This window comes from Bradyrhizobium sp. I71, assembly GCF_022354745.1.
Taxonomy (GTDB): Bacteria; Pseudomonadota; Alphaproteobacteria; order Rhizobiales; family Xanthobacteraceae; genus Bradyrhizobium; species Bradyrhizobium liaoningense.
Genome location: NZ_CP059398.1, coordinates 5,411,082 through 5,431,050 on the forward strand (window position 1 = coordinate 5,411,082; position 19,969 = coordinate 5,431,050).

19 protein-coding genes are annotated in these 19,969 nt (G+C 65.8%); 8 read left to right on the forward strand and 11 right to left on the reverse strand.

Annotated features, from left to right (window positions below):
• On the reverse strand, positions 1–1,107 hold the full coding sequence (gene nadA, locus FJV43_RS26040) for a quinolinate synthase NadA (RefSeq protein WP_239621910.1): 1,107 nt from the start codon (positions 1,105–1,107) through the stop codon (positions 1–3).
• Between the two features lie 354 nt (positions 1,108–1,461).
• On the opposite strand from nadA, the gene FJV43_RS26045 reads away from it, so the two are divergent.
• From FJV43_RS26045 to FJV43_RS26070, 6 genes are all read left to right on the forward strand, one after another.
• Complete coding sequence (locus FJV43_RS26045; protein WP_194389171.1) at positions 1,462–2,715, forward strand: MFS transporter; 1,254 nt, start codon at positions 1,462–1,464, stop codon at positions 2,713–2,715.
• 40 nt (positions 2,716–2,755) lie between these two features.
• Positions 2,756–3,742: an MDR family oxidoreductase gene (locus FJV43_RS26050; protein ID WP_239621911.1), complete on the forward strand. Its 987-nt coding sequence runs from the start codon at positions 2,756–2,758 to the stop codon at positions 3,740–3,742.
• Between the two features lie 115 nt (positions 3,743–3,857).
• Positions 3,858–4,457 carry a hypothetical protein gene (locus FJV43_RS26055; protein ID WP_239621912.1) on the forward strand — a complete coding sequence of 200 codons (600 nt, stop codon included), beginning with the start codon at positions 3,858–3,860 and terminating at the stop codon, positions 4,455–4,457.
• A 161-nt stretch (positions 4,458–4,618) separates the two neighbouring features.
• Positions 4,619–4,864, forward strand: a complete 246-nt coding sequence (locus tag FJV43_RS26060; RefSeq protein ID WP_239621913.1) for a hypothetical protein — start codon at positions 4,619–4,621, stop codon at positions 4,862–4,864.
• A 207-nt stretch (positions 4,865–5,071) separates the two neighbouring features.
• Positions 5,072–6,808 carry a methyl-accepting chemotaxis protein gene (locus tag FJV43_RS26065; RefSeq protein WP_239621914.1) on the forward strand — a complete coding sequence of 579 codons (1,737 nt, stop codon included), beginning with the start codon at positions 5,072–5,074 and terminating at the stop codon, positions 6,806–6,808.
• Between the two features lie 293 nt (positions 6,809–7,101).
• Positions 7,102–8,790: a methyl-accepting chemotaxis protein gene (locus FJV43_RS26070; RefSeq protein WP_239621915.1), complete on the forward strand. Its 1,689-nt coding sequence runs from the start codon at positions 7,102–7,104 to the stop codon at positions 8,788–8,790.
• A gap of 3 nt (positions 8,791–8,793) precedes the next feature.
• Here the strand turns inward: FJV43_RS26070 and FJV43_RS26075 are convergent, their stop codons facing one another.
• The 6 genes from FJV43_RS26075 to FJV43_RS26100 all read right to left on the reverse strand — a co-directional run bounded on the left by FJV43_RS26075 (position 8,794) and on the right by FJV43_RS26100 (position 15,527).
• Positions 8,794–11,499 carry a DUF2339 domain-containing protein gene (locus tag FJV43_RS26075; RefSeq protein WP_239621916.1) on the reverse strand — a complete coding sequence of 902 codons (2,706 nt, stop codon included), beginning with the start codon at positions 11,497–11,499 and terminating at the stop codon, positions 8,794–8,796.
• Between the two features lie 51 nt (positions 11,500–11,550).
• The gene (locus tag FJV43_RS26080; RefSeq protein ID WP_194389164.1) at positions 11,551–12,519 is read right to left on the reverse strand and encodes an NAD regulator; all 969 of its coding nucleotides are present in this window, start codon (positions 12,517–12,519) and stop codon (positions 11,551–11,553) included.
• Positions 12,520–12,739: 220 nt separating this feature from the next.
• Positions 12,740–13,246: a protein tyrosine phosphatase gene (locus FJV43_RS26085; protein WP_131866347.1), complete on the reverse strand. Its 507-nt coding sequence runs from the start codon at positions 13,244–13,246 to the stop codon at positions 12,740–12,742.
• A 165-nt stretch (positions 13,247–13,411) separates the two neighbouring features.
• Positions 13,412–14,026, reverse strand: a complete 615-nt coding sequence (locus tag FJV43_RS26090) for an HD family hydrolase (protein WP_131866349.1) — start codon at positions 14,024–14,026, stop codon at positions 13,412–13,414.
• A complete protein-coding gene (locus tag FJV43_RS26095; RefSeq protein WP_239621917.1) occupies positions 14,023–14,649 on the reverse strand; it encodes a DNA-3-methyladenine glycosylase I in 627 nt (208 codons plus the stop codon). Before FJV43_RS26095 ends, FJV43_RS26090 begins: the two co-directional genes overlap by 4 nt.
• The gene (locus tag FJV43_RS26100) at positions 14,646–15,527 is read right to left on the reverse strand and encodes a folate-binding protein (RefSeq protein WP_239621918.1); all 882 of its coding nucleotides are present in this window, start codon (positions 15,525–15,527) and stop codon (positions 14,646–14,648) included. The genes FJV43_RS26095 and FJV43_RS26100 overlap by 4 nt, the downstream gene beginning before the upstream one ends.
• 101 nt (positions 15,528–15,628) lie before the next feature.
• Here FJV43_RS26100 and FJV43_RS26105 point away from each other — a divergent pair, with 101 nt between their 5' ends.
• A complete protein-coding gene (locus FJV43_RS26105) occupies positions 15,629–16,963 on the forward strand; it encodes a dihydroorotase (protein WP_028181848.1) in 1,335 nt (444 codons plus the stop codon).
• Between the two features lie 155 nt (positions 16,964–17,118).
• On the forward strand, positions 17,119–17,988 hold the full coding sequence (locus tag FJV43_RS26110; RefSeq protein WP_239621919.1) for a sulfurtransferase: 870 nt from the start codon (positions 17,119–17,121) through the stop codon (positions 17,986–17,988).
• A gap of 166 nt (positions 17,989–18,154) precedes the next feature.
• On the opposite strand, the gene FJV43_RS26115 is transcribed toward FJV43_RS26110, so the two are convergent.
• The 4 genes from FJV43_RS26115 to FJV43_RS26130 all read right to left on the reverse strand — a co-directional run bounded on the left by FJV43_RS26115 (position 18,155) and on the right by FJV43_RS26130 (position 19,968).
• Complete coding sequence (locus tag FJV43_RS26115) at positions 18,155–18,415, reverse strand: hypothetical protein (protein WP_028176925.1); 261 nt, start codon at positions 18,413–18,415, stop codon at positions 18,155–18,157.
• A gap of 173 nt (positions 18,416–18,588) precedes the next feature.
• Positions 18,589–18,966, reverse strand: coding sequence for a TIGR02301 family protein (locus tag FJV43_RS26120; RefSeq protein ID WP_239621920.1), 378 nt, complete (start codon positions 18,964–18,966; stop codon positions 18,589–18,591).
• Between the two features lie 48 nt (positions 18,967–19,014).
• A complete protein-coding gene (locus tag FJV43_RS26125) occupies positions 19,015–19,449 on the reverse strand; it encodes an NUDIX hydrolase (protein WP_239621921.1) in 435 nt (144 codons plus the stop codon).
• 9 nt (positions 19,450–19,458) lie between these two features.
• Positions 19,459–19,968, reverse strand: a complete 510-nt coding sequence (locus FJV43_RS26130) for a hypothetical protein (protein ID WP_239621922.1) — start codon at positions 19,966–19,968, stop codon at positions 19,459–19,461.
• Between the last annotated feature and the right edge of the window lies 1 nt (position 19,969).

Below are 19,969 nucleotides of genomic sequence, written 5' to 3' on the forward strand. Positions count from 1 at the left end.
TCAGTTCTTCAGATTGATCATGCGCTCGACCGAGCGCCGCGCGCGTTCGGCAAGCGCGGGATCGATCGTCACCTCCTCGCGAAGCGTCAGCAGGCTCTCCAGGATGTTGGCGAGCGTGATGCGCTTCATGTGCGGGCAGAGATTGCAGGGCCGCAGCATCTCCACTTCGGGAAGCTCGGCCCGCACATTGTCGGCCATCGAGCATTCGGTGATCATGACGAGGCGCCGCGGCCGCTTCGCGCGCACCCAGTTGATCATGTGCGCGGTCGAACCGGTGAAGTCGGCTTCCGCCAGCACGTCCGGCGGGCACTCCGGATGCGCGATGATCTGGACGGACGGATCGGCCTCGCGAAAGGTCCGCAGCTCCTCGCCCGTGAAGCGCTCATGCACCTCGCAGGCGCCTTTCCAGGCGATGATCTTCACGTCGGTCTTCGAAGCCACATAGGTAGCGAGGTATCGGTCGGGCAGGAAGATCACGCTTCGAGCGCCCAGACTCTCGACCACCTGCACCGCGTTCGATGACGTGCAGCAGATATCGACCTCCGCCTTCACCTCTGCCGAGGTGTTGACGTAAGCAACGACGGGCACGCCCGGAAATTTCTCCCGGAGCAGCCGGACATCCGCGCCGGTGATGCTGGCGGCAAGCGAGCAGCCCGCGCGCGAGTCCGGGATCAAAACGGTCTTGTCCGGATTGAGCAGCTTCGAGGTCTCCGCCATGAAGTGCACGCCGCACTGGACGATGATGCCTGCCTTCACCTTGGTGGCTTCGACCGCGAGCTGGAGCGAGTCGCCGCCGATATCGGCCACGCAATGGAAGATCTCCGGGGCCTGGTAGTTGTGGGCGAGGATCACCGCGCCCCGCGCGCGCTTCAGCTCGTTGATCGCGTTGATGGTCGGTGCCATCAGCGGCCATTCGATCGGCGGGATCACGTGCTTCACGCGCTCGTAGAGCGGGGCGGTGGCGCGTTCGACCCCTGGCGTCCATTCCAGTGACGGCATTGGCCACGTCGGTCCCGCGGGCACCGGCGCGGCGCGGGGAGGGGTGATGAGGTGGCCCTGCGGCCGGTTGGCAAAATCGTCGGGGCCGTAAATTCCAGTGATCGGCATTGAAGCCTCCCAGGCATGGTTATTATGCTCAAATTGAGAATATATGGGGCCTGAGAAATCCGGCCGAGAGGCCGGTCAGAGCAGGTTGCCCTAAATATGCTCAATCTGAGTAAATCGAAGATAGCATGCTCCGATACGGGCCGCTAGGCCCTGCCGCACACATTCCCGTCAGTTCGCGGCTGCGGCGTGGGGCGAGTCAGCATTGAAACGCAATGCTCCCGCGGCAGCTCCTCGTGGAATGCAATCGTCTTTGGCTTGGCAATCTTTTTGACTTGGGATCTTCATGCAGATGCATTAAACGGGCTCTCCCGCGGCTGCTGATCGCGGATTCGCCAACGACAGACGAGGAAGACCATGTCGACACAGATCGGCGAACTCGCTCCGGCCTCACGTTCCTCCAACTGGCGCACCCCGGCCGTCATCATTCTCTGCGGTTGTGCGATCGGCATGCTCGGCTTCGGTCCGCGCTCGGCGCTCGGTTTCTTCGTGCAGCCGATGAGTCACGAATTCAGCTGGGGCCGCGACGTGTTTGGCCTCGCGATTGCCGTGCAGAATCTGTTGTGGGGGCTGGGCCAGCCGCTCGCCGGCGCGGTCGCGGATCGCTTCGGCCTGTTCCGGGTGATGTGCGTCGGCGCCCTGCTCTATGCCGGCGGCCTGATCTTGATGCGCTACTCCTCGACGCCGCTCTCGCTCGACATCGGCGCCGGCGTTATGATCGGCTTTGGTCTTGCCGGCTGCTCGTTCAATCTGGTGCTGTCGGCGTTCAGCAAGCTGTTGCCGGCCGAGAAGCGCGGCCTTGCGCTCGGTGCCGGCACGGCGGCGGGGTCGTTCGGGCAGTTCCTGTTCGCACCGATTGGCGTCGCGTTGATCGATAATTTCGGCTGGCAGCAGGCGCTCTCCGTGTTCGGCTTCCTGATGCTGCTGATCATCCCGCTGTCGCTGGCGCTGTCGACGCCGCCTGTCGCAAGCACGGCCAACACGGCGCCTGCGGATGAGCAGACCTTCACCAGGGCGCTTGCGGAGGCCTTCGGCCACCGCTCCTACGTGCTCCTGGTGCTCGGCTTCTTCACCTGCGGCTTCCAGCTCGCCTTCATCACCGTGCATCTGCCGGCCTTTCTGGTCGATAGCGGCATCTCGACGCAAACCGGTGGCTGGGTGATCGCGGCGATCGGCCTGTTCAACATCATCGGTTCGCTCAGCGTCGGCTATCTCCAGAACTATCTGCCCAAGCGCTACATCCTCTCGACCATCTACTTCACCCGTGCGCTTGCGACCCTCGCCTTCATCGCGTTCCCGATCACGCCGTTCTCGGCGATCGCGTTTGGCGCGATCTCCGGCCTGACCTGGCTGTCGACGGTGCCGCCCACCTCGGCACTGGTCGCGCTGATGTTCGGCACGCGCTGGCTCGCGACGCTCTACGGCTTCGCCTTCGTCAGCCATCAGGTCGGCGGCTTCCTCGGTGTCTGGCTAGGGGGCATCGTATTCGAGCGGTTCGGTTCCTACACGCCGATCTGGTGGCTCTCGATCCTGTTCGGCGTGCTTTCCGCGCTGATCAATCTTCCGATTGTGGAGAAACCTGTCGAGCGGGCGGTTGCACAGCCTGCCTGATCGGCTAAACAATCCCTGAAACAAGTCAGGGAGTGAAGTCGTGGCCACATTCAAGGCGATCCGGATCGACAAGGCGGACAAGGGCACCACCGCCCAGCTCACGCAGTTCGACGAAGCTGAGCTGATGGACGGTGACGTTACCGTCCGTGTGGAGTGGTCGACGCTGAACTACAAGGACGGCCTTGCGCTCACAGGCAAGGCGCCGGTGGTGCGCCGCTTCCCGATGATCGCCGGCATCGACTTCGCCGGCACCGTCGAAGCCTCCTCGCATCCCCAGTGGAAGGCGGGCGACAAGGTGGTCTGCACCGGATGGGGCATGGGCGAGACCCACCTCGGCGCCTATGCCGAGAAGGCGCGGGTGAAGGGCGACTGGCTGGTCCCCTTGCCGCATGGCCTGTCGGCGCGCGACGCCATGGCGATCGGCACCGCCGGCTTCACTGCGATGCTCGCTGTGCTGGCGCTCGAGAAGCACGGTCTCTCGCCGAAGAGCGGCCCGGTGGTGGTGACGGGGGCGGCCGGCGGAGTCGGTTCGGTTGCGATCGCCGTGCTCTCGAAGCTCGGCTACCACGTCATCGCCTCAACCGGCCGGGCCTCCGAGGCCGACTATCTGAAACATCTGGGAGCAGCCGAAGTCATCGACCGCAACGAATTGTCCGCACCGGCAAAACCCCTCGCCAAGGAGCGCTGGGCTGGCGGCGTCGACAGCGTCGGCTCGACCACCCTCGCCAACCTGCTCTCGATGACGAAGTACGGCGGAGCGATTGCAGCTTGCGGCCTGGCGGCGGGCATGGACCTGCCGTCCTCGGTCGCGCCGTTTATTTTGCGCGGAGTGTGCCTTCTCGGCATCGATTCCGTGATGTGCACGATTGAGCCGAGGAAGGCAGCCTGGCAACGCCTCGCGTCCGATCTGGACCGGGAGAAACTATCTGAAATCACTAAGGAAATTTCGCTCGATGAGGTTTCGGAGTGGGGCGCGAAAATCCTTGCCGGCCAAGTCCGGGGCCGCATCGTGGTTAAAATTGGCTAACGGCGTTTAGACTTTACCAACCAAGCTGCTCCAATGTTGCCTTGGTTCGTATGGTAAGCAGCGGGTAAAGAGATAGAGGCATCGCCCGCTGCGGGGGTTGGGTTCGGAGTTGAGCATGCTTGCGCGTATTGTGTTGGGGGCTGTCACGGCGGCAGCAACGTTTGCGCCCGCCATTGCTGGAAGCATGAACGCCGACGAGGCGCGCCGCTTCGTAGCCGGCAAGGTGTTCGCCTTCACCTGCTTCGACGGCACCCGCGGCGCAGGCCGCATCCTCGACGATCTCGGCGCCGCCGGTGCGGTGCAGTTCTCGGGAGCAGGCCCGGTCAAGCATCTCCGACTTCCCGGCAATACGCTCCAGATCCGCGGCCAGAACGTCTGCGCCTCGATCAAGGGCATCCCCTTCGAGCCCTGTTTCAACCTGGAAAAGACCGACGATCGCAGCTTCCGGGGCTCGGTGTCGGGCATGGGCTTCGCCTATTGCGACTTCCGTCACCAGGGCGGCAACCAAATGCTGATGGCCCGCGCTGCAGCGCGCCCGCGCTCGCTGCACAAGCCGGAGCACACCGGTTCGGTTGCCGTCTCGAACACCGAGGTCGCCGCGCGCGTCGAGACCCCGCGTGTCGAGAGCAACCGGCTCGAGCCGGCGAAGGCGGAAATCAAGTCGGAGCCCGCGAAGGCCGAAGCCCCGCTGGAGCTGCGCCGCTCGACCCAGTGAGACGGTCGCGCGCCATCGGCTTGCACGCTTTCTCGTTGAAGACGTCTATCGAACATGAAGACGCGGCGCCGTAATCATACGGACGACGGCTTTCATGCGTTGGTAGCTGTTCGCGCCCCAGTTTGCGTGCGGCCGGGGGCGGCCCGATCAAGGGTCCAACGATGTCGCTATACTTCTTCCGCATCAGCACCGGTCGCTATTCCGGCGCCGCCGACCAGCCGTACGAGTTCGAGGATCGTGCAGCCGCCTGGACCGAAATGACTGAAGTCTGCGCCAATCTGCTCGGCAGCATCGCACGCGGCCTGAAGCCGAACGCCGAGTGGTGCATGGAGCTGCTCGACGAGAGCAAGAAGCCGGTCTTTCGAATCAGTCTGGTCGGAGAAACCGTCGGATGCAAAGCGTCATAGCTCCGATCTCAAGCTGCAATTTACAACTATGACGAGATCGTTTCCCTTCGGCTTCAATCATTTGGCGAAGAAAGTGAGTATTTCTGCGAGGGATTCCGTTAACCAAATCGGAACGTGAGGCGCTCAATTTTTGTGCAACGGCGCAGTCAATGCCCGGGGCGGCCGACAATGACTCGGTTGCGCATTTCCTTCGGGGGAAACATGCCCATGTTGAGCCTTGTTCAGAATCTGAAGATCGGGACCAAGCTGGCGATTGCGTCTGCACTAGGGGTCCTCCTGGTTGGCGCCATGATCGCAAGTCAGATGCTCGGCAATGCGAGCATCCGGGAGAGCAGCCAGAGCGCGCTTGCGCAGCAGCAGATCGCGCGCGACGCAGTTAAGGCCGAGGTGGCGGTTCGCGGCATGCAGCTCGCCGTACGCGACCTTCGTCTCGCCAATAGCTCGGCCGACATTCAAAAGGCCACCCAGAGCCTGGGCGACCAGCAGAAATCGGCGAACCTGCTGGTCGATCAGATGCTGAAGCTTTCTCAAGAGGCCGAGAATCGCGCTCGCATGGAGAAACTGAGATCGCTGGCCGCGAACTACGCAAAGGCGGCGCAGCAGATCGCGGGCGTGCGCGGCGAAGCCTTGGCCGCCAACGGTGCAGACGGGCCGGCGCGTGCTGCGAAGCTCAATGAAGACGTCGTTCGCATCGCACGCGAGGTTACCCTGCCGATCGCCGGCGAGCTCGATGTGCTGATCGGTCAGATTGCCGACTACGCAAGACACAAATCCGACGAGAAAAATGCCGCGGCCGCCGTGCAAATGAAATCGAGCGAGCAACTCGCGATGCTGGTTGGTACACTTGCCATGCTCGTCCTCGTCGGCTCCTGGCTGATGTCGTTCGTGACCATCGCGCGGCCGATCCGCGCGCTCACGGTTGCCATGGACAAGCTCGCCGGCGGCGATCTCTCAGTGGTGCTGCCCGGTCTCGGCCGCAAGGATGAGGTCGGCGGCGTCGCTGCGGCCGTCGAAAAGTTCAAGATCGTGTCGGAACAGAAGGCGCGGGAGGAGGCCGAAGCCAAGATCAGGCAGGACCAGATTGCGGCCGCGCAGCGCAAGGCCGAGATGCACAAGCTCGCGGACAGCTTCGAGGCCGCGATCGGTGAGATCGTCGATACCGTCTCCTCGGCCTCGACCGAACTGGAAGCTTCCGCGTCGACGCTGACGTCGACTGCGGCGCGTGGACAGGAGCTCACCACCATGGTTGCTGCCGCCTCCGAGGAAGCCTCCACCAATGTGCAGTCGGTGGCGTCGGCGACCGAAGAGCTGTCGTCGTCGATCACCGAGATCAGCCGGCAGGTGCAGGAATCGGCTCGCGTCGCGAGCGATGCGGTGAACCAGGCCCGCACCACCACAGATCGCGTCGGCGAGCTTTCCGCTGCCGCGGCGCGGATCGGCGACGTGGTCGAACTGATCAACACCATCGCCGGCCAGACCAATCTCCTGGCGCTCAATGCAACCATCGAGGCCGCGCGCGCCGGCGAGGCGGGCCGCGGCTTTGCCGTCGTCGCCTCCGAGGTCAAGGCGCTTGCCGAGCAGACCGCGAAGGCGACCGGCGAGATCGGCCAGCAGATCGCCAGCATCCAGACCGCCACCGAGCATTCGGTCGGCGCGATCAAGGACATCAGCCATACCATCGAGAGGCTGTCGGAGATCTCCTCGACCATCGCAGCCGCGGTCGAAGAGCAGGGCGCCGCAACGCAGGAGATTTCCCGCAACGTGCAGCAGGCGGCGGCGGGCACCCATCAGGTGTCGTCCAACATCATCAATGTGCAGCACGGCGCGAGCGAGACCGGCTCGGCGTCCTCGCAGGTGTTGGCGGCGGCGCAATCGCTGTCCGGTGACAGCAACCGGCTGAAGCTGGAGGTCGGAAAGTTCCTGGGTACCGTGCGCGCGGCCTGACGCTCGCGGTCCGCCTCGGAGGAATCCGCCGGCCTTTTCGAATGATGCCGCGCATCAAGCCGCATCCGCATTGCTCCATGCGGCTGCAACAGACGGGTTGCAGTGAACGGCGATCACGGGCGCGAACCGTAGTTTTACGTAGGTTCCTGTTAACGCCTGTTTGCGATTATGGGCGCAATCTCTCGGGACAAGAACCAGCCAGCATTGTTGAACTGACTTCCGCCCTGTCGTCCGTCGCGACGACTGCGGCGCAGGTGATTCGCGCGTTGCTGGCTACTGTCGGGATTGTCGTGATGTCGAAATTGTCGATCGTATTCAAGCTGCTGACCGTGCTGTCGGTCCTCGTGCTCTCGCTTGCCGGCGTCGGCGTGATGGCGATCGGCACGATGCAGAACATCAACGCCCATACGGTCGAGATCGCGGAGAGCTGGCTGCCGAGCGTGCGTGCGCTCGGCTCGATGCGCGCCGACATCAACGAGCTGCGCGTCGTCCTGCGACTCCACCTGATGCAGGAGAGCATCGAAGGCAAGGATGCCGCCGAGAAACGCATGGCTCCGCTACGCGAGCGCATCGAGAAGACGCGCAAGGTCTATGAAGGCCTGATCACCTTGCCGCAGGAACGCGCGATCTATGAGCAGTGGACCAAGGCCTGGGCCGAATACCTGAACGGCGTTCAGGAGACGATGGCGCTGTCGCGCAAGAGCACCGGCCGCTTCCCGACAGATGCCAACGAGCTGTTGCAGACCAAGGTTGCGAAGATGGCTCAGGCGGCCGATCCCCTGCTCCTGAAGAGCATCGAGCTCAACAACAGCGGCGCCGAGGCTGAAACCAAGGAGGCGGCCGACAGCTACGCCACCATCTTCCGCGTGCTCGTCGGCATCATCGTTGCAGCCGTCGCGATCGCGATCGCTGCCGCCTACTATCTCGTGCGCGACGTGTCTCGTGGCATCGCCTCGATCATCCGTCCGATGCAGTCGCTCGGCGAAGGCGACCTCTCGGCCGAGGTGCCGCATCGCGGCGAGAAGACGGAGATCGGCTCGATGGCGGATGCGCTCCAGATCTTCAAGGACGCGTTGATCGCCAAGAAGGCCGCCGACGAGGCGGCGGCGCGCGACGCCGAGGCCAAGATCGAGCGTGGCCGCCGCGTCGATGCCATCACCCGCAATTTCGAGGTCATGATCGGCGAGGTCGTCGAGACCGTGTCATCGGCCTCGACCGAGCTCGAGGCCTCCGCGGCCACGCTGAGCGGCACGGCGCAGCGCGGCCAGGAGCTCGCGACCGTCGTTGCGGCCGCCTCGGAGGAAGCTTCCACCAATGTGCAGGCGGTGGCGTCCGCCTCAGAGGAGCTGTCGTCCTCCATCACCGAGATCAGCCGCCGCGTGCAGGATTCGGCGCGGATGGCTGCGGAAGCCGTCGAGCAGGCGGCGCGGACCAACGAACGCGTCAACGCGCTGTCGCAGGCGGCCTCCCGCATCGGCGACGTTGTCGAGCTCATCAACACCATCGCGGGCCAGACCAACCTCCTCGCGCTGAACGCGACCATCGAAGCGGCGCGCGCCGGCGAGGCCGGCCGCGGCTTTGCCGTCGTCGCCTCCGAGGTCAAGGCACTCGCCGAGCAGACTGCGAAAGCGACCGGTGAAATCGGCGCGCAGGTTTCGGGCATCCAGGCCGCGACGCAGGAATCCGTCAACGCCATCCAGGAGATCGGCGGCACCATCGAGCGGCTGTCGGAGGTGTCCTCGGCCATCGCTGCTGCCGTCGAGGAGCAGGGCGCGGCCACGCAGGAGATTTCGCGCAACGTTCATCAGGCCGCGCTCGGCACCCAGCAGGTCTCCTCCAACGTCACCGACGTGCAGCGCGGTGCGATCGAGACCGGCTCGGCCTCGGGCGAAGTGCTGTCGGCGGCGAAGTCGCTGGCGACCGACAGCACCCGCCTGAAGGTCGAAGTCGCGCAGTTCCTGGAATCGGTCCGCGCGGCCTGATCCTCAACTGCCCGTCTGCGGCGCGGCCGGCGGCGGTGTAACCTGCCGCCGGAACAGGATGCGTTGGTACAGCCAGCCGATCGCGACCAGCACCACGCCGAGGCACATGAACGAGAGCGCGCGGTAGACGCCCGTCAGCGTCGACATGTCGATGACGAAGGCCTTGAGGATCGTCAGCGCGATGACGGCGGCAGACGCCAGCCGCGCCCGTTCCGAGTTGACGAGGATGCCGACGCCGAGCAGCACCACGCCGAAAGCGAGCCAGCCGATCGAATAGGTGTATTGCTCGGCGCCCGTGGTCGGTCCTGTGGACAGGATCGGCCCGTGATAGAAGCGGCGGATCTCCAGCGTGACATAAGCGAGCGCGAACACGAGCGCGCCGCCCGCAATCGTATTGGCGTAGACCTTGCCACGCTCGCCGACCACCGCATAGGACAGCAGCAGCATCAGCACGGCCGGCAGCGCGTAGCCCAGCAGCAGCAGGTTGAAGACGGCGCCGCCGACGTCGGTGTGCCACAGCAGCGGATTCTCCAGGATCAACAGACCGAACACGCTGACGAGTCCGGCAATCGCGGTCAGCACCACCGCGCCGACATTGTGCACGATGCTGCGGCTGCGCAGCCGCAACCGCTCCAGCCCGATCGCCATCGCCAGCGTGATACAGGCCTGCAGCGCGAATTCGAGCAGCGAGGGGGCCGCGGTCATGCGGCCGCCGGTCGCAAAGTGCCGGATCTCCATGAAGGCGAGCAGCGCGGTGAACAGGATCGCGGCGGCCTCGACCATGCGCAGCGGCGCATCGTCGGCGCGGCGGCGCAGGAAGACGCTCGCGGCCCAGAACGAAAGGGCCGGCAGGCCGTAGCCCCACAGCAGCCAGTTCAGAATCGGCGTGGTGCCGACGGCGTCGCCGACGATGCGAGGATCGTAGGCGATGCGCGCGGTGACGAGCGCCGCGAAGATCGCGGCAAGCCAGCGCAGGAACGGAATCGGCCGCTGCATCGAGATCCAGGCCGTGCCGAGCGACATCAGCGCCAGCGCGATCGTCAGCCAGCCCTTCTCCAGCGCGAAGGTCAGCGCCAGCGCGAGTGCGCCGAGCGTGCCGGTCGCGAACAGGGCCGTGGAGATCGCGACGCCCGGCCGGGTCTCGCGGCGTGTGAGCGCCTCGGTTGCAGCGCCGAAGGCGGTGGCAAGCAGCACCGCCAGGATCGCGAACGGGATCGAGCGGTCGAGATGAGCGATACGCGCGTAGAGCGCGACCAGGATCGCGATCGGCGTCGCGACGCCGGCCGCCGACCACACCACCGGAATGATCGCCGAATTCGACCGGCCCTGTGCCAGGAAGCCGGCGATGCCGAAGCCGGCGGCGAAGATCGCGGCCGTGACCAGGTGCAGCGTCACCGCGCCGTCGGTCGCTGTCGGTCCGATGCCGGGCATGGGGCCGCCCGGCAGCACCAGCATATCGGGATTGGCGCGCACCGCCCATTCGGCGAAGACGATGAAGACGGTCGCCGCGGCCGCACCCAGGGCGCCCGTGGCCGCCAGCGCACGCCAGGCGACGAACAGCGTTCCCGCGACCAGCAGCGTGAAGGCGATCAACGCCAGATCGGCGTGCGCGCTCGACAGCACAATCAGCATCGCGCCGAACAGATAGGCGCCGAGCGCGCTCGACGAGACCGGCTCGATCTCGCCATCCTCGATGCCGGGTCCGAACATGAAGCCGCAGACGACGAGCAGCGCGGCCAGCACGAAGCCGGCGATGACATGGAAGGCGTGCGGCGCGACCTGCAGTTCGGCGGCGTCGAGACCGGGGAAGATCCAGAGCACGGCGAACACGATTGTCGTGACTGCAAGCCAGCGCCAAAGCCGGATACGGGCGAGACCAAAGCTCGCGGCGGTGACGATCGCAAGATAGATGTAAAGCGCCCAATAGTCCGGCTTGCCGCTGGAGACGAGGATCGGTGTCACGAAGGCGCCGACCACGCCGAGGCCGGCGAGCGCCGGGCCGTGCAACAGCGCGGCGGCAAGCGTGCCGAGCGCGACGAGGCCGAGCAGCACGAAGGCGGTTGCGGGCACGAGGAAGCCGTAGAGCGCGTAAGCGGCATAGATGGTGGCGAACGCCACCGCCGTGCCGGCCGCGGTGAGGATCGCGGGGATGTTGGCGATCGGCAGCGCCTGGATGCTCGATATGGCCTCCTTGCGCCGCGTCCATTCGCCGGCGCCGAGCAGCGCGACGGCGAACAATCCGCCGAGGAACACGCGCACGCCGGGGCCGAGGAGGCCGGCCTCGATCGAATAGCGCACCATGAAGAAGCCGCCGAGCGCGAGCGCGAGCCCGCCGATCCACACCACCCAGCGGGTGCCGAGCCGCTCCTCGAAACCGGGCGCCGGCGCGAGCAGCGGCGGTGGTGCGCCGGCTTCAAGGCCGGCTTCGAGTGGGGGCGGCGAAACATCTGCGGCGGCCGGCGGAGGCGGCGCAGGCTCGGGCTCGGGCGCAAGCGGCGGCGGCTCTGCCGGCGCTGTTGCGGGCGCCTCAGTCTCTACCGGCGCGGGCATCAACGGCGGCGGCTGCACCTGCCGCTGCGCGTACAACATCTCTTCGAGCGAGCTCAGCCGGCGGCGCAGCTCGGCGGCCTGGCTGGACGCCTTGATCGCGATCAGGAAGGCGATGATCGCAATGATCAGCGCAAAGACGTCGAACGGGCCGTCGAACATGAAGCCTCCAGGCAACCGGCGGGCAGGGGCCGGTACCCCAAATATCAGGATCTAGCGCCGGGAGCGCACGCGCAAGCCCGGCGCGGGCCGCTCCTGGAGCACGTCGCGGCGGAAGCGATAGAGCGCCGCCGGCCGTCCGCCCGTCTGTGTCGACATGACGCCGGTCGGTTCGACCAGGGCTTCCATTTCGACCAGGCGACGGAAATTCTGCTTGTGCAGATGCCGGCCGGAGATCGCCTCCACCGTGTGCTGCAGTTCGGTAAGTGTGAATTCAGCTGGCAAAAGTTCAAAGACGACAGGGCGATACTTCAGCTTTGCGCGCAGCCGCGCGATGGCCGTGGCGAGAATCCGGCGGTGGTCGAACCGCATCGAGGTCCCGAGCGGGGGAAGCGTCTTGCGCGCCAATGCCGCGGGGCGGCCATCGCGCCGCGCCTCCTCGATCAGCCCGGCCTCGTACAGCAGCTCGTAGCGGTCGAGCACGCGTTCCTCATCCCAGGGCGCGCCGTCGAGCCCGAAATAGAACCGCACGCGATCCTTCCGCGGCAGCGCGCGCGTCGTCTCCGGCGTCTCCTCCTCGGCCCACTTCGTCAGCGCCGGGATGATGTCGCGGGCGATGATCCCCGGCGGCTCCTCGCGCCAGTCTTCCCAGGGGAAGAAGCGATACCATGGCGCGAAGCTCGCCGCGTTTGCGGCGAGCTCGCCGTCCACAGGGCGCGTCAGTGCGAGATAGCCGATCGACACCATATGCGCGCCGGTGTCGCCGGCCTCGGCATGGCGGCCGCGATCGCCGAAGGTGTAGAGCTGCTCGACATAGCCGAGCCGCAGGCCCGCCTGCTGCTCGACCCAGGCGCGCAGGCCGATCTCGAAGGTGCGATGGCTCACCGCGTCGAACGGGCCGAACGGCAGGCCGGCAAGCCCGTCGGCACCTGGCGCGGTCAGGATCAGCGGCTCGTGGTTCTCGATCGCAACGATTGCGGCGGTGAGGCCAATCTCGATCGGCGTCAGCTGCGTGTCGCTCATGCGGCCGGGATCGCAGGTGCTGTGAAAACGGCTTGTTGGTTGATTGAGTCGGTCTCTCCGCGGGGGCGCTGCAACCTCTCCCGCCTGCGGGAGAGGTCGGCGCGTAGCGCCGGGAGAGGGTTGCCTCCACGCCGGGAGTGTCCCGATGAGGACGCACCCTCTCCCCAACCCTCTCCCGCAAGCGGGAGAGGGGGCTCACCTGCGTTGTGGCGCGTAATTCTCATTCGAGCTCGATCACGAAGGGGCGGCCTTCCACCATCATCGCGCCCGGGCCCATCTCGTCGAGCGCGCGCAGCATGCGGCCGTTGCGCCCGAGTGCGCGGTCGGCGAGGCCGACGATGCGCCGGTTCGGCGAGGCGATCGGCGAGGCCGCGCGGATCTTCCGCGCGATCTCGATCTCGTCGCGATTCGGATTGAGCGCGCATACCGCTGCAAACGCGCTGGCGGTGGAGCGGCTGATGCCGGCATAGCAATGCACCACCAGCGGTGCACCGCGATCCCAGCCGCGCACGAAGTTCAGCACCTGCTCGATATGCGCCTCCGATGGTGCGACGAAACCGTCCATCTCCTCGGTGATGTCATCCATCGACACCTTGAGATGGTTGGCTGGCAGCACCGACACCGGACGTGCCACCTGCTCGACATTGGCCATCACCGTCAGCACATGGCTGGCGCCGGTGATGCGGACAGTTTCGGGAAGCGCGGCGAGGGAACAGACGTGGATCATGGGAGACCTTTTTGGCGCCGATTATAGCCAGCCATTGGAGTGTGGGCAAAGCGACATGTCCGCCGTAGCTCGAAGAGCGAAGGCGGAAGCGTGCGCGCCGCTTCCGTCGCAAAAGCGAAAGGATGGCGGGCACGGCGCAGCTCGCCTTTGCCCACCCTGCAGCACCTACGCAAACACGGCGCCAAACCGCTCCAGGAACTGCTTCTCGGCCCGTGCCGCCGTCCAGGGCGTCATGTAGTCGCGCCGGACGCTGTCGGACAGGCCGGGATCCTTGCCGAACAGGCGCCTGGCCTCGCTCTCGCTGAAGCCGGCGAGCTCGGTTGCCTCGAGGTAGGCTGCGCCGCGATCGGCGGCCTTGATGGCTTGCGTGATCTCGTCGGGCAGCACCGGCGGCAGGCCGAAGCGGATATGGATGGCGCCGAGGAGGCGCTTCTCGACCGCCTTGTAATGGCCGTCGAGCACGGCCTTGAACGGCGAGATCATGTCGCCGATCACATATTCCGGCGCATCGTGCAGCAGGGCTGCCAGCCGCATGCGCTGGTCGGCCCGCGGCATCTCGTGCCGCAGCACGGTTTCTACCAGCAGCGTATGCTGCGCGACCGAGAAGATATGCGCGCCGATGGTCTGCCCATTCCAGCGCGCGACGCGGGCAAGGCCGTGCGCGATGTCGGCGATCTCGATGTCGAGCGGGGAGGGATCGAGCAGATCGAGCCGCCGGCCCGACAGCATGCGCTGCCAGGCGCGGGACTGCGCATCGCGCGCGGTCTTCTTCGCCGTCATCTGGCCTTGAGGCGCGGCTTGCGCTGCGTCTTGCCGCAGGCGGCGTGACAGTGGCAGTCGACGAGATGATCGTTGACCATGCCGGTCGCCTGCATGAAGGCATAGACGATGGTCGGGCCGACGAACTTGAAGCCGCGCGAGGACAGCTCCTTGGAGATCTGCACCGACAGCGGCGTCGAGGCGGGCACGCTCGCGGTGGTCTTGAACTGGTTGACCAGCGGCCTTCCGTCCATGAAGTCCCACAGCAGCTTCGAGAAGCCCGGGCCTTTCTCCATGATGTCGAGATAGGATTTCGCGCTCAGGATCGCGCCATCGATCTTGGCCTTGTTGCGCACGATGCCGGCATCGTTCATCAGCGCATGGACCTTCTTCGCGTTGTAGCGCGCGATCTTCTCCGGCTGGAAATCGTCGAAGGCTTTGCGGAAATTGTCGCGTTTGCGCAGGATCGTGATCCAGGACAGGCCGGCCTGGAAGCCGTCGAGCATCAGCTTCTCGTACAGTGCGCGGTCGTCATATTCCGGCACGCCCCATTCGGTGTCGTGATAGGCGACGTAAAGCGGATCTTCGCCAGGCCAGGGACACCGTTTCAGGCCGTCGGGATGCAGGCGGGCGGCACGGCTCATGCGATGGGCTGCTTGGCTGGAATTCGAACGACGTCTGGTTCAGCGAGCGTGAGCGGCAGCCCACCGGCGGTGAGCGGCTGGCCCGCGTCGAGCGCTTCGGCAACGCGGTCGATGCGAACGAGGGCAATGCCCTTGCCGCCGGCGGTCGAGCCGATGGTGCCGACCGGCTTGTCGCCGGCAAGAATGGTCGTGCCCGGCTCGGGTGACGCACCGTCGAGCAGCACCTTCACGCTGCGCGTGCGTGCAGTGCCGCGATGCTGCATGCGCGAGACGACCTCCTGGCCGACGTAGCAGCCCTTGTCGAAATCGACGCCGGCGAGACGATCCATGTTGGTCTCGTGCGGGAACGCATCGCTGTACATGAAATCGAGCCCGCCGCGGGGCACGCCGAGCGCGATGCGGTGCGCCTCGTACTCGGCCGCATCGACCAGCTGGGCACCGATCAGGTCGGACAGCTTCTGCTTGAGATTTTCCGGGATCAGGATGCGGTAGCCGAGCCCGTCGTTCCGCGGATCGACGAAGGCGAGGTCCGGCTGGGCGGCGGGCTGGCCGTCCCAGGCCGCAAGCACGCCGAGATCGTCGGAAAGGTTGTCCACCGTGACCTTGGCCCGCAGCTTGTAGAATTTCAGCTTGGTGGCGAGGCTATCTGCCAGCGGTTTCGGGCAGTCGATCAGGAACCCGCCGCCGTGACCCGCGGGCACCTCCGTGATCAGGAAATCCACGATGATCTTGCCCTGTGGCGTCAGCAGCGCGCCGAATCGCCCCAGGCCCGGTTTCAGCCTGTCGACGTCGGTCGTGACCAGGCCGTTGAGGAAGTTGCGCGCATCCTCGCCCGCGACCTTGAGCACGCCCCGGTCGGGAAGAAACGCCGATTTCATGCGAAAATCTCTTGCGACATGTTGCTCCGGAACGTAAGCCCGCAACGCATAAACGACAAGACCTCGAGCCCTGCGCTTGGGGACGAGAGAGGCCCTCAGCCATGAGCCAGCGTTTCGATGTGATCCTCAAGGGCGGCACCGTGGTCAACCAGGACGGCGAGGCTGTTCGCGACATCGGCATCACGGGCGGCCGCATCGCCGAGCTGGGGCCGCTGTCGCAAGGCAGCGCCGCGGAGGTGATCGACTGCAAGGGCCTGCACATCCTGCCCGGCGTGATGGACACGCAGGTGCATTTCCGCGAGCCCGGGCTGGAGCACAAGGAAGACCTCGAGACCGGCTCGCGCAGCGCCGTGATGGGCGGAGTCACCGCCGTGTTCGAAATGCCGAACACGGCGCCGCTGACGGTGACGGAGGCCGAATTCACCGACAAGGTGAAGCGGGCCAATCACCGCATGCATTGCGATTTCGCCTTCTTCATCGGCGGCACCCGCGAGAACGTGCAGGACCTGCCGGTGCTCGAGCGCGCACCCGGCTGCGCCGGCGTCAAGGTGTTCATCGGCTCCTCGACCGGTGCGCTGCTGGTGGAGGACGACGAAAGCCTGCGCCGCATCTTCCAGGTGATCCGCCGTCGTGCGGCCTTCCATGCCGAGGACGAGTATCGGCTCAACGAGCGCAAACCGCAGCGCATCGAGGGCGATGCGCGCTCGCATCCGGTCTGGCGCGACGAGACCGCGGCGCTGATGGCGACGCAGCGACTGGTCAAGCTCGCGCACGAGACGGGCAAGCGCATTCACGTGCTGCACATCTCGACCAAGGAAGAGATCGAGTTCCTGCGCGACCACAAGGATGTCGCCTCCTGCGAAGCGACGCCGCATCACCTCACGCTGGTCGCGCCCGAATGCTACGAGCGGCTGGGCACGCTCGCGCAGATGAACCCGCCGGTGCGCGGGGCCGATCATCGCGCCGGCATCTGGCGCGGCATCGAGCAGGGCATCATCGACGTGCTCGGCTCCGACCACGCCCCGCATACGCTCGAGGAGAAGTCGAAGACCTATCCGGCCTCGCCCTCCGGCATGACCGGCGTGCAGACGCTGGTGCCGATCATGCTCGATCACGTCAACGCCGGCCGGCTGTCGCTGGCGAGATTCGTCGACCTCACCAGCGCTGGTCCCGCGCGCCTCTACAACATCGCGTGCAAGGGGCGAATCGCCGCCGGCTACGATGCCGACTTCACCATCGTCGATTTGAAGCGCAGCGAGACCATCACCAACAAATGGGTCGCGTCCAAGGCCGGCTGGACGCCTTATGACGGTGTCCGCGTCACCGGCTGGCCCGTCGGCACCTTCATCCGCGGCCGCCGCGTGATGTGGCAGGGCGAGCTCGTGACGGCCTCGCAGGGCGAGCCGGTGCGGTTTCTGGAGACGCTGAAGGCGTAGGGGCTGTGCGGGGAGCGAATTGCTTCCCCACCCGTCATTGCGAGCGCAGCGAAACAATCCAGAATCTCCCCGCGACGGCAGCCTGGATTGCTTCGCTACGCTCGCAATGACGAGGGGATGGGTCTACATTTCCTCTCGAACGGGAGTGCATTCCGATGTCCCAGCCATCCCCCCTCATCACCACCCACCGACTCGCCGCCATACTCGCCGATCCCAACCTCCGCCTCTACGATTGCACGACCTACAATGAGCCTGTCCCACCCGGCAGCGACGTGCCTTATCGCGCGGTGCCAGGCAACAAGTCCTTTGCAGCCGGCCACATCCCCGGCGCCGATTTCCTCGACCTGCAAGGCGAATTCTCCGACACCTCGTCGCAACAGTTCTTCATGATGCCTGGTGTGGCCCAGTTGGAGGCCGCCTTCGGCCGCCACGGCGCCGACGCATCCAAGACCATCGTGCTCTACAGCATCGGCACGATGATGTGGTCGACGCGGTTCTGGTGGATGCTGCGCTCGCTCGGGGTCGATGCGCTTGTACTCGACGGCGGTTTCGACAAGTGGAAGGAGGAGGGGCGGCCGATCGAGACAGGCGCACCGAAGGGATATCCGGCGACGACCTTCAAGGCGACGCCGCGCACGGGCTGCTTCGTCGACAAGGCCACGGTGATGTCGCGGATCGGCGATCCCTCGACCGTGATCGTCAATGCTCTCGGACCGCAGTTTCATTCCGGCCTCGAACCGAGCCGCTATGGCCGGCCCGGCCGCGTTCCCGGCAGCGTCAACGTATCGGCGGCAACCCTCGTCAATCCCGACAGGACCCTGACGACGCTCGCAGACGCAGAAGCGAAATTCGCCGCCCAAGGCGTCACGCGAGACAAGGATGTCATCCTGTATTGCGGCGGCGGCATCTCGGCGACAATCGATCTGCTCATGCTGGCGCAGCTCGGCTACGACAAGCTGACGCTCTACGATGCCTCCATGGGCGAGTGGGCGAGGGATCCGTCGCTGCCGATTGAGACGGATTGAACGCAATCCCGATGCGTCCGGGAATATTCCCGGCCAGTGTGAGATTAATGCTTGTCGGGAGCAAACAGCTTCCGTGCGATAAAGGCGGCAGACTTCGCGATGCTTTTCGCAGAGTCATTCATCCGTCGACTGGCCCCGCCCGGTGGCGGGGTCATTTTCGACAGGCTTACTGCCTGGAGATGCCGACCGAGAATTCGCCGTTGCGAATGCGGCCGGGAAAGCCCTCGACGAACTTCGCCACCGCGTCCTCGCCATAGGTGCCGACCAGCTCGGCCAGTGCCGCGAACAGGCTCGCCTGCGCCAGGCAATCGCCGTCGACGCCGTCATGGCGCGCCTCGGCCCAGGCCTCGTTGAGATAGCTGAGGGCAGCCTGTTTCTGCTCGTGATCGGGCAGCGGCGCGCGGGCGTAGGAAATCGGCTGGCTCATGAAACTCGGTCAGGGCTGGGGCGCGATCCACGGCGATGCGCTGTGCGAGAGGTGTAGCACGGTCGTTAATGACCGCTAGGCCACATCTTTAAGAACGGTTAACGGCTGTGCACAAACTCGATGACAGGGGTCCCGCAAGGCGTTTTCTCGCGTCCCGGAATGACGAAGAGGGGTCAGTTCGCGTAGCGTGCCGTCAGGTCGCGCGAGATCTTCGAGCCTTCCTCGATGTAGCGGCGGATCGCCACCGTCGCGGCCGGCGTGCAGCTCCGATAGGTCTGCTGAAAGCCGTTATAGCCGCGGTTGAAACCGGCGATCATGCGGGTGCGGCGCTCCCCTGAGGGGGTTTCGGCATCGATCAGCGCCTGCATCTCGTTGCGCCATTTGTTGCCCTCGTTGGATCCGCAGATGCCGCGCAGATAGTGCAGGCCGCCGAGGATCTCGGCCAGCCGCTGCAATTCGCCGTCAAACGGCGCCGCCACGTCCTGGGCCCGGGCGGACCCGGCGGCGCAGGCGAGAATCAGGGCGAAAATGGCCAAAAATCGCGTGGACATCGGCGGGCTGTATGCCCCGTCGAGCCCAGGGAAGCAAGGCGGAGCCGCCTATGCCTGGATCAGCCGGGCGGCGGACTGGATGACCTCCTCCAGCCCGCCGGTCAGCTTGAGGTCGCCGAGGCTCGCCAGGGCGTCCGGCGCGATCCAGCGGTAATCGTCGAGCTCATCGTTCAAGGCCGGTTCCCCGGCCGCCCAGCGGGCGGCAAAGGACATGATCAGGTAATGGCCGGCGCCGGCCGCGGCCGGCAGCACCTCGCGCCAGCCGGCGAGGCCAATGATCTCGATACGAAGGCCGGTCTCTTCGTCAACCTCGCGGCTCAGGGCCTGATGCAGCGATTCGCCGAATTCGACCCGGCCGCCGGGAAGCGAATAGAACCCCCTGGCAGGCGAACGGGCGCGTCGGACCAGCAGCACCTTGCCGCCGCGGAAGATGGCTGCGCTGACCGCGAGCTGGGGATGGGTGGGCTGGACGACCGCGGCCAATCTCGCCACCTATCCGGCCGAATTCGCCATGATGGTGTCGACGTCCGCTTCCGCGCCGCCATTGATGATGCCGCCGCAAGCCGCGATCAGCGGCTTGACCCAGAGGGTGGCCTGCTCGGCGAGGCGGACGCGGGTGGTGTCCTTCTCGACTTCGCGCATGGCCGAGCCGACTGCGGTCAGGATCGATGTCATGGTGTCCGTGATGTGGTCGAACTGGGCGCGCACGTTGGGATCGGCCTTCTCATAGGCCTCGATGGCCAAATCCCGCGCCTTGAAATTCGACGCTGTGAAATGCTCGGCATAGGACAGCGGCGTCCAGGTCAGGAAGTCGTCGGCGCATTCCGGCATGTCCGGGACCATTTCGAGCAGCATCACGGCTTCATTGAAATGGTTGAGATAGTCGGTGGCAAGCCCGGTCCGCGGGTTGATATTGGCCACGCGCAGGCGCTCGGCCCAGGCCTCGGCCTCGGGGCCCGTCTGTACATGCGTCCGCGCGGGTCGGGAGGCCGTTGAGCTCATC

Excerpts from the sequence above, each read along its gene's own strand:
- nadA (WP_239621910.1), bottom strand. The coding sequence starts at position 1,107 with ATGCCGATCACTGGAATTTACGGCCCCGACGATTTTGCCAACCGGCCG.
- FJV43_RS26045 (WP_194389171.1), top strand. The coding sequence starts at position 1,462 with ATGTCGACACAGATCGGCGAACTCGCTCCGGCCTCACGTTCCTCCAAC.
- FJV43_RS26055 (WP_239621912.1), top strand. The coding sequence starts at position 3,858 with ATGCTTGCGCGTATTGTGTTGGGGGCTGTCACGGCGGCAGCAACGTTT.
- FJV43_RS26060 (WP_239621913.1), top strand. The coding sequence starts at position 4,619 with ATGTCGCTATACTTCTTCCGCATCAGCACCGGTCGCTATTCCGGCGCC.
- FJV43_RS26065 (WP_239621914.1), top strand. The coding sequence starts at position 5,072 with ATGTTGAGCCTTGTTCAGAATCTGAAGATCGGGACCAAGCTGGCGATT.
- FJV43_RS26070 (WP_239621915.1), top strand. The coding sequence starts at position 7,102 with ATGTCGAAATTGTCGATCGTATTCAAGCTGCTGACCGTGCTGTCGGTC.
- FJV43_RS26075 (WP_239621916.1), bottom strand. The coding sequence starts at position 11,499 with ATGTTCGACGGCCCGTTCGACGTCTTTGCGCTGATCATTGCGATCATC.
- FJV43_RS26080 (WP_194389164.1), bottom strand. The coding sequence starts at position 12,519 with ATGAGCGACACGCAGCTGACGCCGATCGAGATTGGCCTCACCGCCGCA.
- FJV43_RS26085 (WP_131866347.1), bottom strand. The coding sequence starts at position 13,246 with ATGATCCACGTCTGTTCCCTCGCCGCGCTTCCCGAAACTGTCCGCATC.
- FJV43_RS26090 (WP_131866349.1), bottom strand. The coding sequence starts at position 14,026 with ATGACGGCGAAGAAGACCGCGCGCGATGCGCAGTCCCGCGCCTGGCAG.
- FJV43_RS26095 (WP_239621917.1), bottom strand. The coding sequence starts at position 14,649 with ATGAGCCGTGCCGCCCGCCTGCATCCCGACGGCCTGAAACGGTGTCCC.
- FJV43_RS26100 (WP_239621918.1), bottom strand. The coding sequence starts at position 15,527 with ATGAAATCGGCGTTTCTTCCCGACCGGGGCGTGCTCAAGGTCGCGGGC.
- FJV43_RS26105 (WP_028181848.1), top strand. The coding sequence starts at position 15,629 with ATGAGCCAGCGTTTCGATGTGATCCTCAAGGGCGGCACCGTGGTCAAC.
- FJV43_RS26110 (WP_239621919.1), top strand. The coding sequence starts at position 17,119 with ATGTCCCAGCCATCCCCCCTCATCACCACCCACCGACTCGCCGCCATA.
- FJV43_RS26115 (WP_028176925.1), bottom strand. The coding sequence starts at position 18,415 with ATGAGCCAGCCGATTTCCTACGCCCGCGCGCCGCTGCCCGATCACGAG.
- FJV43_RS26120 (WP_239621920.1), bottom strand. The coding sequence starts at position 18,966 with ATGTCCACGCGATTTTTGGCCATTTTCGCCCTGATTCTCGCCTGCGCC.
- FJV43_RS26130 (WP_239621922.1), bottom strand. The coding sequence starts at position 19,968 with ATGAGCTCAACGGCCTCCCGACCCGCGCGGACGCATGTACAGACGGGC.